This is a genomic window from Sporosarcina sp. Y1004 (assembly GCF_057669665.1).
On record NZ_JBYHFQ010000025.1, the window covers coordinates 23,087 to 34,977 of the forward strand.

Consider the following 11,891-nt stretch of genomic DNA (forward strand, 5'->3'; position numbering starts at 1 on the left):
GTTTAATCCTCCTTTTTCTTGTCAGTTCTAAACACTTTCGCGCTTCTTACATACTCATTATCAGGCACATTTACCCGTGAATTCGCAATGCGTGCAGAGACAAAAAGATAGTCGGAAAGTCTGTTCAAATAGCGTTGGACAACTGCCGGCACATCGTCTTCAGCTTTCAAAAGCGAAACTGTTTGGCGTTCAGCACGTCTCGCGACAGTTCGCGCAATATGAAGCGTTGCGGCAGCAGGTGTTCCACCCGGTAAGATGAACTTTTCCAAAGGCGGCGCTTCTTCCATGAGTGCATCAATACGTTGTTCAAGTACTTCCACCGGTTCTTCGGCTAATTTATAATGACGTTCTTTCATAACGTTTGCTAAGTCGCCTCCGCCATCGAATAATTCATTTTGAATGGCTTCTAAATCCGTCAGCATATCTGCAAAAATGGCAGGATCTAGTTCCGTCATTGCCTTCCCTACGAATGAATTCAATTCATCCATCGTGCCGTATGCTTCAACTCGAAGACTGTCTTTGTCGACGCGTCCTCCAATTAGACTCGTTTGTCCTTTATCCCCAGTACGTGTATAAATCTTCATTTAAAATCTCCCCTTTTCTTTAGTGGTTTTGCAAGGCCGTACCAAATTCGTGTCACGTCATCCGCTTCCGTGAGCAACCGCTGATAAAGCCGGCCGACAGTATCTCTTAACTTTCGCTGGTTTGCATCTATCGGAACAATTCCCCGTCCAATATCGGTTAAAATAAGTACTGTATCCTGTTGTAGCGATACGCTCTTCATTACATATTCAACTGCCGCTTCTTCCGGCAATTTTGTTTCAGCTAGCCACTTCTCAATTCCGGCTACAACGATTGTCTGGCTAGCATCCTGATTGACTGGATTACTAGCATCAGGACAATCCCCTTCGAACCATTGAACGTTGTGTTTACCTCGTTCCGTCAGCCATCTCTTTACATAGTCCCGCTTGCCGTTATGGGCACCGCCGATAAATACGTGCATACTTTCCCCTCCTCGAATGCATTGTCACTTTCCCATTCAAGCCGGTACCCTGTTCCGTGGGGGACATTCCACGACCAGAACTCTTTTTCCTCAGGAGAAAACTTCGTTAGAATTGCACGGATTGGTCCGCCATGCGTGACAACAACCGATTTGTTCGGCAATTTTTTCAGCGCTGCAACTACACGCGTTTCTACATCCGCCAAACTTTCCCCGTCTAAAGGCGCAATCGCATAGGGATCGTCAATCCAATTTCTATAGTTCATGTTCTTTTCAAGTTGGGCGTACGTTTTCCCTTCAAACACGCCAAAATTACATTCTCGCCAACTAGCATCTGCTTGAAAAGTGACTTGTGGGAAATAGATTTCCGCACTTTGTTTTGCGCGGAGTAGATCGCTACCGTAAACGTGTTGCGGCATGTCCGGTAGCATCCACTCCCGTTTGCTCGTTTCCACAATGGGTTCATCTGTCCAGCCAATATACTTACGCTGTTGATTGCCTAAAGTTGGGAGGTGCCGAATCAGATAAAGCACAAAACTGTGAGCCATAAAAGCGCCTCCGATCCTTCAATGAATGCGCCGCACAAGTCACCACTAACGCCTCCGAAATGTTTCACTGTCCATCTGCGGTATATGAACAATGCGACTGTGAGAACAATTGCAAGGGCAGCGGGGATTATTAAACTATTCAACATTAATCCGATTCCTACTAAAATCATAGTACTGCCGAATAGCGTCCATCCAATGATTGATTTTGATGACATATTCCCTTTAAAAAAGTGCGCAATCCCTTTATCTTTCGCAGGTCGTAAGGTCGTGAAATACAGATTCATACCAGCTCTGGCGAGAAAAGGGATAGCTATAAATATGAAGCCATTTCCTACATCATGCATTAAGATTTCATTGAACAAAGCGATTTTTAGAATGATTAGTAAGATAAGTGCCATCGTTCCAAATGCTCCAAGGCGCGGGTCATCTAGAATTTCCAACCGTTTTTCACGATCTTTGTATGAAAAGAATGCATCGCCTGTATCCGCCCAGCCATCCAAATGTAAACCGCCCGTCAATAGGATACCTGTCAAAACAACCAACACAGCCGCCAGAAATGTGCCTACTTGTAAATAATTCAATAGGAGTTCTGACACACCGTACATTGCAAGCCCAATTACCGCTCCGACGAAAGGAAGCGCCACATACATTGCCGTTACTTCTTTTCGGCCTAGTGGCAATTCTTTTCGTATGGGGATTGCGGTGAAAAACTGCACTGCGAGCAATAATCCGTTCATTGTGTCCCACCGGATTGTGAAATCACTTTTTTCATCAGCAGCCAGTTGAGATGTGATTTGACATGATTTGCCCACGCATCGTAGACATCGACCCCCGCGGGTGCTTCCATAACGGGTCGGTCCATATCTTCCTCTTCGATGCCGTGATCGACTTTAAAAGGAATAACGCCCGCCACCGGAATGCCCGTGTAGTTTTCGATGAATTCAATTCCATCTGAGAATAGCGAGATATCCCCATGGAATTTGTTGATAATAATTGCTTTGACGCGCGCACGGTGTTCAGGTTGTAAGAGTTGTAACGTACCCACAATCGAAGCAATGGCACCACCACGATCAATGTCTGCAACTAGAACAGCCGGCACATCCGCGATTTCCGCAACACGCATATTGACAATTTCTCTTTCGTTGAGATTCACTTCGGCGGGACTTCCCGCGCCTTCGATGATAACTGTTTCATACATTTCCGACAGTTTGGCCAGCGACGTTTTAATCGCTTCAATTCCGCGGGTGAAAAATTGTTCTCGATATGCCATTCCAGCTACAGGTCCAAATTTCTTCCCAAAAAAGAGCACTTCTGATTTCATGTCCGCTACCGGTTTAAGTAAGATCGGGTTCATGTAAATCGACGGTATCGTTCGGGCGGCCGTTGCTTGTAAAAATTGCGCACGGCTCATCTCTTGTCCATTTTCCGTAATTGCAGAAAAACCGGACATGTTTTGAGATTTGAATGGTGTCACTTGAACACCTTCGTCGGATAAAATACGGCAAAGCGCTGTACAAATCATTGTTTTTCCGGAATCTGATGCTGTCCCCAGAACAATTAGTCCTCTCATCCCGTCAACTCCCGCCGTTCAGTTTTCCATACGACCGGAATTCCATAGTCCATTTCTATCGCTCTATCCGCTTTTGCGACAACCTTTTGATGGATAGATCCCAGCCACTTTCGGTAGATTTCTGTTTCAGTGTACTTTGTCGGCAGCTCATCGAAGACTTCATTCGAAACGATTACTAGGTGAGCGGCTTTCGCTAAGAGTGCGTCGATAGTTATGTACAGTTGCTCTTCCTTCTGTTCCATACACCCTTTTTGTTCGATACAAGGTTGCCCTAAATCCCAGCCAACATATAACTCGTTTGCAAGCCACGTCGTCGCGCAGTCCCAAAGAATACAATCCCCTGAATGGATAGATGGCAATACGTCTTCCAACTTAGTGGGCTGTTCAAACGTCTTCCAATTATGAGCAATACGATCGACTATGTGCCGCTCGATTCGCGCCTGCATTTCCAAGTCGGTTGCGGTACCGGATGCAATATAGACAAGGCGTCTTCCGCTGTTTCGCACCTCGTCTACAAGTGATTTCTCCGCGTAAGCACTTTTCCCACTTCGCACACCGCCGCTTACAAACGTCAGTTTTCCGCGAACCATTGCGACAACTCCTCCTTTAAGCGATTCATGGATGCTTCGTTTTTCATACCAATGCGCAACCATCTTCCGTCCATTCCTCTAAAGTTTTCGGAATGACGAAGAACAATTCCTCGCGACAGCATGTCTTTGTAAAGTTTCCTTGCATCCTGCCCTACCCCAGGTCTGAATGAAATAAAATTCGTGGTGGAATCTGTAACGGCGCACCCCTTGTCCAGTAAAAACTGTTTCATATTCTCCCGCTCGTAATTACTATGCCTAATCGCATGCTCTCGGAATGATGCTTCTTGTAAACAAACCGCTCCAATTTGAGCCGCCAACCCATTAACGTTCCAATGCGGAGCCAGCGCTTTAATTTCCTGAATAACTCTCCGACTCGCCACTACATAGCCGAGTCGAATTCCCGGAATCGCATACATTTTCGTCATTGAGCGCACGACTAAGACATGCGGATTGTGTTTGATTGCTTGAATAGAGGAAAGGGATTCATCGACGAAATCGATAAAGGCCTCGTCTAATACGACGTCACATTCTAGTTCAGCGCCGTGGTCAATAATCTCCTTTAACTCCGCACGCGACGGCATCATTCCGGTCGGATTGTTCGGTGTGCAAAGGTATAGGACAGACGCTGATTTCATGGCAAGGAGAATCTCATTCAACGGTAAGTTAAATTCGTTCTCTTCCGAAGCGTGAACCCGAATAATCTCCACTTTTTTTGCTGTGAGTGTCGCCTCGTATTCCGAAAATGTGGGGTGTACGATGATTGCCTTCTTCCCTTGATATCGATTTGCCAGAAGAGCTAGCAGTTCGGCTGCCCCGTTTCCTGCAAATACATAATCCGTCGAAACGCCGTGATAATCTGCTGCCGCGGATAGGAACGGCTCCCCTTCCGGATTCGGATAAGCCGTCAGACTTCCGAGTAAATCCGGCCACATCTGTGTAATGGATTCAGGAGGTCCTGCTGGATTAACGTTTTCACTGAAGTCGAGCAGCTGTGCAGGCGGTTGTATTCCTAATTTTACGTATACGCTGTGCGGATTTGCACCGTGTTCAGGCAACTGCATAGAATACCACTCCAATCATTGTTAGTACCATCCAAAAAATGAAAGACACGACATGCATCTGTGTAATAGTTTGTTTGATATGTATTGCCGTCAGTGTACTGTTTCCTGGGCCGAGTTCTGGACGCTTTGATAGGACTTTCTGATAGGTACTCGCTCCGCCAAGTGTAACGCCAAGTTGCCATGCTGTTGCCGCTTCTAAAAATCCGCTGTTCGGGCTTGGATGTTTTCTTGCATCCTTACTCCATCCGGAAAACCGTTTCCCGAAAGGTATCTTGCCTTTATTCGGCGCATATAAAATGATTAATAAACCCGTTATGCGTGCTGGGATGAAATTCAATAAATCGTCTGCGCGGGCGGAAAACTTCCCGAATTTCTCGAAACGCTCGTCTTTGTAACCAATCATCGAATCGAGTGTGTTCACCGCTTTGTACATCCAGAGCCCGGGTGCTCCAAGTAAAAAAGCCCAGAATAAAGGGGATGTAACACCATCCGCAATATTTTCTGACACCGTTTCCACAGCGCCGCGAACGATACCACTTTCTTTCAATTGATCGGTGTCACGACCAACAATCCAAGACAACTTCGTTCGCGCTGCCGGTAAGTCATTCTCAGAAAGCGGGAGATAAACGTCTAGCGCCGCTTCCCGTAAACTCTTCTGCGCAAGCCCGACGGCGATGAGTACTGATTCTACAAGAATCCCTATGTAGAGGTTGAATTGATAAGCCATTCCGACCAGAAAAAACACAATGGATAGAACAATTCCGACGGTGAGGAAAAGTGTAAATGCCCCTTTCAATGTACGGAATCGTCCTTTATTCAAAACTGCTGTCATTTTGGAAATGAACGTTCCAATCCAGCGGACGGGATGCGGCCATTTCGGGGGATCTCCAATTACCCTGTCTAGCAGAAAACCAATAGCGATGGCCATAAAGTGTGCAGGAATCACGTCGTCCACCCTTTCGCCTTTTTGTATGCACGGATCGCCGTCACTGTGCAATCATAGACACCATGGCCAATCAGTTTCCCTAGTTCCGTGATTGGACCTGCATATGGAAGAAATTCGCCTTGCTGAGTCGATGCAACAAGCAGGCTATCTGTTGAAGTGCCCGTAGCAGCTGTGCCGGTGAGCGGATCCATAATGGATTCCGTTTGAAGTGCTTTCACTTTCGCTTCCGTTGCAGTAATCATCGCTTGGATAAATGCTTCGTCTGGCAATTGACCATTGATAATCACCCAAGTATTAATCGTACCAACGCGGGGTTTTTCGTCACGCGTAAGTGCTTGCGAAACGTCTACAGCATTCCCGACTCCGGCTGTAACCGCAATAAGGATCGTGCCGAAATCGCCTTTGTATTCCTTGACTTCTGCATGCTCCGTTGTGACAGCAGTCATCATACCGACCGTTTCCGCCAGATGAAAACCTTGACTCTCGAGATAAGATGCATTTTCAGCTTTGACATCATCTACATTGTAATCAGCGTCAACATGCCGATTAACAAACGATCGATACCAACCCATTCCAGCATTGTGGACTGCAGAAGAGATTGTTTTCAACGGATGGTGTGTTCTGAGCGCAACATAGTTTGATGATATCGAAAAGTCTTCTCTTACGATGGTAAAAGGTTTCATTTCTTCATTCGTGTCTGGTAACAATGTAATTTGAGGCTTCGGTAGTTCAGGATGAGGCTGTGATTTGACACGCGCGCCATAAACAGACTCGATTTCTCCTTCTTTCACGACATCCTGCGGTGCACCGATTTTAACGATTTCCCCTTTATTCATCAACAGCAGTCGATCACAGTACAATGACGCCAAGTTTATGTCATGGAATACAGAAATGACTGTCAGGCCTTTATCGATTGCCTGTTTACGAATCGTGTCCAGAAGTTGTTGCTGATGCGCGATGTCCAAGTGATTTGTTGGTTCGTCGAGCAATAAAATCGGCGCTTCCTGAGCAAGCGCTTGCGCTACGAAAACACGCTGTTGTTCACCGCCCGATAGCAATTCAATGGCGTTCTCAGCGTAGCGCGTGATTTCCATACTGCTCAATGCTTCTGTGACAGCACGCTCGTCTTCATCCGACCACGAAGAAAATAACCCTGACTGATGTGGATAACGCCCTAGTTCTACCGTTTCACGTACAGTGTGGGAAAATGCGACGGCATGCAGTTGCGGCAGGACTGCCACTCTTCTGGCGAATTCTTTTTGCGAGTAACTCGATACATCTTGCCCTTCAATTTGGACAGAACCCGATTCCTTCGGGAGAATGCCAGAAATGATTTTTAACAGCGTTGATTTTCCACTGCCGTTTGGACCGAGTATTCCAAGTACTTCCCCTTTAGGGACATGGAACGTCACCGATTGCACGATTGGTTCTTTGCCGTAACCGCCGGAAAGATTTTCGACGTTTAACATGTCACATTCCTCCTGCCCTTCGTTGTTTATAAAAGATGAATGCGAAAACCGGCGCACCGATAAAGGCAGTAATTACACCAACCGGAAGTTCCGTCGGCGCAATAATTGTCCGTGCAATCAGATCACAAATGATAAGCAATGTCGCACCATTCATGAATGATAACGGCAGTAGGTGGCGGTGATCCGAGCCCCATAATAATCTTGTCATATGCGGAACAACGAGCCCAACAAATCCAATCGTACCTGACACCGCGACTGCAGAACCGGTAAGGATAGATCCCCCGATTAAAATGCTGAATTTACGTCGTTTCACATTGACGCCTAAGTAATGTGCCCGTTCTTCCCCGAATAGCATCGCATTTAATTCGCGGCGGTTCAGCCACAACATGAAGGACCCGATGACAACAAACGGCAATATCATCGTTATGTAATTCCAGCCCCGCATCGATACACTGCCGAGAAGCCAACCAATAATTTGCCGCAACTCTTCTCCAGTAAGCGCAATCATCAATGACAAGACAGAACCGAGGAATGAACCAAAAATAATTCCAGTTAAAATAATTGTTTCCATCCTCATTGCACGGTCCACGAGACGTGCGAATCCGAGCACAAGGAACATCGTCAGTGCAGCACCGACCATACTGAATATAGGAAGCGTATAAGTGCCTAGAAACGGAATAGAAATACCAAAAAAGAGTGTCATCACAGCACCGACCGAGGCGCCGGATGACACTCCGAGGGTATATGGATCAGCGAGCGGATTTTTCAGCAGACCCTGAAAAGCAGCTCCTGAAATTGCGAGCGACGCACCAACAAGTCCAGCGAGTACGACACGCGGCATGCGAATCTTCCACAATATGTTTGAAGCTGTTGCATCCGCCCCAGCATTCCATAACGTACTAATCGGTATTTGCACAGATCCGATCGAAACACCGAGCCATACCGCCACAACAAGTGCGACGGCAGAAACGATGTAGGCAACGCTTGACTTACTCACTGAAAGCCTCTGGATAGATGGCTTTCGCTATTTCTTCTAGTCCGTCCGCTAGACGTGGACCTGTACGGCTTGTGATATTTTCTTTAACCTGTACCACTGCTTCTTCTTTGATAGCCGTAATAGAATCAAAACCTGGTCGTGCATAAACATCTGCGACGGCCGTTTCGATGTAGTCATATAACACAATAATCACATCTGGATTGCGGTTGACGATTTCTTCCGAATCTATCATGAACCAACCTTCTTGATCGGCCGCGATATTTTCCGCGCCAATCATTTCAAGCATTTGATCCATGAATGTATTTTTACCTGGTGTGTAAATTTCCGGAGCTGGTGATGTTTCAACGAAAACGGTCTTTTTATTCTCAACTTTTGCAGTTTTCGCTACCACTTCTTCGACTTTCGCTTTCATGTCTGTAACGATTTTTTCTGCTTCCACTGTTTTACCAGTCGCTTTACCGATTGTTTCAATCGTCGTATAAGTTTCATCAAAGTTTAATGCGTTTTTCACAACAAAGACAGTGATTCCTGCATCACGGATTTGTTGCAGTCCTTCCTTGCCCATTCCAAGTCCTGATTCATGTGCAAAAACGATTTCAGGTTGCATCGAAACGATTTTTTCGACGTTAAATTCCTGGCCGCCGATTTTCTCTTTTTCAAGTGCTTCTTCGGGATAATCATCGTAGTCGTTGACGCCGACGATTTCATCAGCAAGACCAAGTCCAAATAATATTTCTGTATTGCTTGGCATCATCGAAACAATTGTTGCTGGTGCTTTTTCTAACGTAATTTCATTGCCGACCGCGTCCGTTAGTGTCATTGGGAAATCAGCTTTGACCTCTTCTGCGTTTGGTGTTTCGTCCACTTTCGGCTTATCTTCTGTAGCAGTCCCTCCGCATGCTGCGAGCAGGAATACTGCAAAGACAGCCGTCAATCCCAATTGCCAAATCTTCTTCATGTTGTTTTCCTCCTGTTTTTTGCCAAATAAAAATCCCCCGCAATTGCTACGGAGGAATAAGTTGAGTAAAAATCTGGACGCACGGAGACGCCGATTTCCACCAATCCTATCCTCGTAGGGTACGTGTGATCCATAAAGGCAGGTCTCCTGGCTCGTGTTCAAGGCTTGTCGCGTCTTCCCGGATTGTTTCCAGTGACTCAATGCGACTTGCTCACACTTACAGTGGCGGGACCGCGCCGGCATTGAACCGGCTTCCCTTTTAACCCCGTCTTTTAAACGGGGCACCTTTATGTTTGGTATGTATTTTTTGTTCAAAATTCAGTATACTACATTTTTTTGCCTGTCGGTAGCATAACTTGTCGATATTCGGGCAACTCAGGGGGTTTTTGTCCATTACAAAAACCGCCACACCAAAGAGGCAAACTTCTTTGGTGTGGCGGTCATATTGAAAGTTAAGGAACGTCTGGACGGCGCCCTGCGCTTTTGTTTATTACATTTTTTCCGGTGCAGAAACACCAATCAGTTTCAGTGCGTTAGCAATCGTTGTGCGTGTGACTGTGATTAGCGCTAGACGGGCTTCCGATAATTCACGATTATCCGGATCCAACACTTTTTCTGCATTGTAGAAACTATGGAAAGTCGCGGCTAGTTCCTGGATGAACGTAGCAACACGGTGTGGTGAACGGATTCTTGCCGCGTCACTGATAACTTGCGGGAAGTCCCCAATTTTCTTCAGCAATTCCAATTCTTTTTCAGCTTGCAATAAAGAAACATGCTCAACAGAAGCAGACATTCCATTTTCTTCAGCCTGACGTAAAATCGATGAAATCCGTGCATGCGCATATTGTGCGTAGTACACAGGGTTTTCATTGGACTGGGAAATGGCAAGGTCGAGATCGAAGTCCATTTGGGAGTCGCCCGAACGCATTGCAAAGAAGTACCGGACCGCGTCCAAGCCAACTTCTTCAACCAATTCACGCAACGTAACGGCTTTCCCTGTACGCTTGCTCATTTTGAATTTTTCGCCATCTTTATACAATTGAACCATTTGTACGACGCCGACTTCGAGTGTGTCGTCACCGTAGCCAAGTGCTTCGATTGCCGCTTTCATCCGCGGAATATAACCGTGGTGATCTGCGCCCCAAATATTGATAAGTTTATCAAATCCACGGAACAATTTGTCTTCATGGTACGCGATATCCGGTGTCAAATATGTGTATGTACCATCGTTTTTAATGAGTACACGGTCTTTGTCATCACCGAAAGTTGTTGAACGGAACCATGTTGCGCCATCTTCTTCGAAGACATGGCCATTGGCACGTAATTTATCGAGAGCAACGTCGATTTTGCCATTTTCATATAATGACGTTTCTGAGAACCACACATCAAACGACACACGGAAGTTGGCAAGGTCCGTCTTTAGCTTCTCTAATTCATGAGCAAGGCCGTATTGGCGGAAGAATGCATAACGGTCTTCATCTGGCGTGTTGACGTATTTATCGCCAAATTCAGTTGCTAGCATTTTCCCGATATTAATTATATCCGGACCTTGGTAGCCGTCTTCCGGCATTTCTTTATCCAAACCAAGCGCTTGGAAATAACGTGTTTCTACAGATTTCGCCAAGTTGTGCACTTGATTACCCGCGTCGTTAATGTAGTATTCACGCGCTACATCGTAGCCTGCAAAATCGAGAACGTTGGATAGAGAATCGCCAAGGGAAGCTCCGCGTGCATGACCAAGGTGAAGGTCACCTGTTGGATTGGCAGAAACGAATTCGACTTGGACTTTTTGTTTATTGCCGAAATTTGAACGGCCATAGTTTTCGCCTTGTTCAAGAACGGTCTTGACGATGCCGCCTAAGTAATCCGTTTTTAATTTGATATTAATAAAGCCTGGTCCTGCAATTTCAATCGATTTGATGGCAGTGTCTTCTGTATTTAACTTTTCAAGAATCGCTTCTGCAATTACACGTGGTGGCTTTTTCGCCAATTTTGTCAGTTGCATCGCAATGTTGGTTGCGTAATCGCCATTGTCTTTGTTATTCGGTGTTTCAAGCATAATGTCCGGTATCGCTGTTTCTTCCGCCAGACCTGCGTCAATTACTGCTTGACGCAATGCATTTTTCACTTCTTGTTGAATTTGTTCTACTGCATTCATAGTGTTCCCTCCGTGTATGTAATAGTAAGTTTGTACGTTCCGAGAAGCGATCCTTCTGCATGCAACTCATAGTTGACGTTGAAGCGACCTCCCGTATTGTCCTCTTCTTCCGTAAATGAAAGCTCTTCCGTTTTGACAACCAAATTGAAAGTCGCTGGACCACTTTCATATGAACCGACACGTTCACCTGTTGCCATGAAAGGAAGCCTCATATTGACTGCACCCCGACGCATTATAAGTGCATCTTCAGAATCGAGTTTAACAATTGTCTGGATTTGTTGGTCACTTTGTGTTTCTTCATATTTCAAATAGGTTTTTCCTGCTTTTTCAATCAGTAAACCTGTTGCGGTCAATTCATGTTTCTCCTCGTCTTGGTCCGGATGCCGGATTGACGAATAGAGCCGGATCAACACGTTTCGGTCTTTTTTCCGCGATTCCATACGCTCACCGTCCTAGTCATAAAACATCTTCTCATTATATCCTTTTACCAGTCTACATTTCAATCTATCCGAGTAAAGCAAGTTTTTACGTGTGTACCGTTTAATCTGTTTGCATGCGTCGCATACTAGATGGAATGACATGGACGGGACGGGA

At 45.8% G+C, this 11,891-nt stretch carries 13 protein-coding genes and 1 riboswitch; all 13 genes read right to left on the reverse strand.

Annotated elements, in window-relative coordinates:
- Positions 1-2: 2 nt before the first annotated feature.
- The 13 genes from AC25Y6_RS15170 to AC25Y6_RS15230 all read right to left on the reverse strand — a co-directional run bounded on the left by AC25Y6_RS15170 (position 3) and on the right by AC25Y6_RS15230 (position 11,737).
- Positions 3-584, reverse strand: a complete 582-nt coding sequence (locus AC25Y6_RS15170; RefSeq protein ID WP_488143616.1) for a cob(I)yrinic acid a,c-diamide adenosyltransferase — start codon at positions 582-584, stop codon at positions 3-5.
- Complete coding sequence (locus AC25Y6_RS15175; protein WP_488143617.1) at positions 581-1,003, reverse strand: bifunctional adenosylcobinamide kinase/adenosylcobinamide-phosphate guanylyltransferase; 423 nt, start codon at positions 1,001-1,003, stop codon at positions 581-583. Before AC25Y6_RS15175 ends, AC25Y6_RS15170 begins: the two co-directional genes overlap by 4 nt.
- Positions 955-1,548 (reverse strand): histidine phosphatase family protein, encoded by a 594-nt coding sequence (locus AC25Y6_RS15180; RefSeq protein WP_488143618.1) that lies wholly within the window; start codon positions 1,546-1,548, stop codon positions 955-957. The genes AC25Y6_RS15175 and AC25Y6_RS15180 overlap by 49 nt, the downstream gene beginning before the upstream one ends.
- Complete coding sequence (cobS, locus tag AC25Y6_RS15185; protein WP_488143619.1) at positions 1,521-2,285, reverse strand: adenosylcobinamide-GDP ribazoletransferase; 765 nt, start codon at positions 2,283-2,285, stop codon at positions 1,521-1,523. The genes AC25Y6_RS15180 and cobS overlap by 28 nt, the downstream gene beginning before the upstream one ends.
- Positions 2,282-3,118, reverse strand: a complete 837-nt coding sequence (locus AC25Y6_RS15190; RefSeq protein ID WP_488143620.1) for a cobyric acid synthase — start codon at positions 3,116-3,118, stop codon at positions 2,282-2,284. The genes cobS and AC25Y6_RS15190 overlap by 4 nt, the downstream gene beginning before the upstream one ends.
- A complete protein-coding gene (locus tag AC25Y6_RS15195) occupies positions 3,115-3,708 on the reverse strand; it encodes a bifunctional adenosylcobinamide kinase/adenosylcobinamide-phosphate guanylyltransferase (protein WP_488143621.1) in 594 nt (197 codons plus the stop codon). Before AC25Y6_RS15195 ends, AC25Y6_RS15190 begins: the two co-directional genes overlap by 4 nt.
- Positions 3,690-4,769 carry a pyridoxal phosphate-dependent aminotransferase gene (locus AC25Y6_RS15200; protein ID WP_488143622.1) on the reverse strand — a complete coding sequence of 360 codons (1,080 nt, stop codon included), beginning with the start codon at positions 4,767-4,769 and terminating at the stop codon, positions 3,690-3,692. The genes AC25Y6_RS15195 and AC25Y6_RS15200 overlap by 19 nt, the downstream gene beginning before the upstream one ends.
- Positions 4,756-5,712 (reverse strand): adenosylcobinamide-phosphate synthase CbiB, encoded by a 957-nt coding sequence (gene cbiB / locus AC25Y6_RS15205; protein WP_488143647.1) that lies wholly within the window; start codon positions 5,710-5,712, stop codon positions 4,756-4,758. Before cbiB ends, AC25Y6_RS15200 begins: the two co-directional genes overlap by 14 nt.
- Positions 5,712-7,184, reverse strand: coding sequence for a heme ABC transporter ATP-binding protein (locus AC25Y6_RS15210; protein WP_488143623.1), 1,473 nt, complete (start codon positions 7,182-7,184; stop codon positions 5,712-5,714). The genes cbiB and AC25Y6_RS15210 overlap by 1 nt, the downstream gene beginning before the upstream one ends.
- A 1-nt stretch (position 7,185) precedes the next feature.
- Complete coding sequence (locus AC25Y6_RS15215) at positions 7,186-8,181, reverse strand: FecCD family ABC transporter permease (RefSeq protein WP_482104348.1); 996 nt, start codon at positions 8,179-8,181, stop codon at positions 7,186-7,188.
- Complete coding sequence (locus AC25Y6_RS15220; protein WP_488143624.1) at positions 8,174-9,139, reverse strand: ABC transporter substrate-binding protein; 966 nt, start codon at positions 9,137-9,139, stop codon at positions 8,174-8,176. Before AC25Y6_RS15220 ends, AC25Y6_RS15215 begins: the two co-directional genes overlap by 8 nt.
- Positions 9,140-9,259: 120 nt before the next feature.
- Positions 9,260-9,443, reverse strand: a riboswitch (cobalamin riboswitch).
- Positions 9,444-9,629: 186 nt separating this feature from the next.
- A complete protein-coding gene (argS, locus tag AC25Y6_RS15225; protein ID WP_488143625.1) occupies positions 9,630-11,297 on the reverse strand; it encodes an arginine--tRNA ligase in 1,668 nt (555 codons plus the stop codon).
- On the reverse strand, positions 11,294-11,737 hold the full coding sequence (locus tag AC25Y6_RS15230) for a YwiB family protein (protein WP_488143626.1): 444 nt from the start codon (positions 11,735-11,737) through the stop codon (positions 11,294-11,296). The genes argS and AC25Y6_RS15230 overlap by 4 nt, the downstream gene beginning before the upstream one ends.
- Positions 11,738-11,891 lie beyond the last annotated feature (154 nt).

Coding starts and splice junctions, on each gene's coding strand:
- AC25Y6_RS15190 (WP_488143620.1), bottom strand. CDS start 3,118: ATGAGAGGACTAATTGTTCTGGGGACAGCATCAGATTCCGGAAAAACA.
- AC25Y6_RS15210 (WP_488143623.1), bottom strand. CDS start 7,184: ATGTTAAACGTCGAAAATCTTTCCGGCGGTTACGGCAAAGAACCAATC.
- AC25Y6_RS15175 (WP_488143617.1), bottom strand. CDS start 1,003: ATGCACGTATTTATCGGCGGTGCCCATAACGGCAAGCGGGACTATGTA.
- AC25Y6_RS15220 (WP_488143624.1), bottom strand. CDS start 9,139: ATGAAGAAGATTTGGCAATTGGGATTGACGGCTGTCTTTGCAGTATTC.
- argS (WP_488143625.1), bottom strand. CDS start 11,297: ATGAATGCAGTAGAACAAATTCAACAAGAAGTGAAAAATGCATTGCGT.
- AC25Y6_RS15180 (WP_488143618.1), bottom strand. CDS start 1,548: ATGGCTCACAGTTTTGTGCTTTATCTGATTCGGCACCTCCCAACTTTA.
- AC25Y6_RS15230 (WP_488143626.1), bottom strand. CDS start 11,737: ATGGAATCGCGGAAAAAAGACCGAAACGTGTTGATCCGGCTCTATTCG.
- AC25Y6_RS15200 (WP_488143622.1), bottom strand. CDS start 4,769: ATGCAGTTGCCTGAACACGGTGCAAATCCGCACAGCGTATACGTAAAA.
- AC25Y6_RS15170 (WP_488143616.1), bottom strand. CDS start 584: ATGAAGATTTATACACGTACTGGGGATAAAGGACAAACGAGTCTAATT.
- cobS (WP_488143619.1), bottom strand. CDS start 2,285: ATGAACGGATTATTGCTCGCAGTGCAGTTTTTCACCGCAATCCCCATA.
- AC25Y6_RS15195 (WP_488143621.1), bottom strand. CDS start 3,708: ATGGTTCGCGGAAAACTGACGTTTGTAAGCGGCGGTGTGCGAAGTGGG.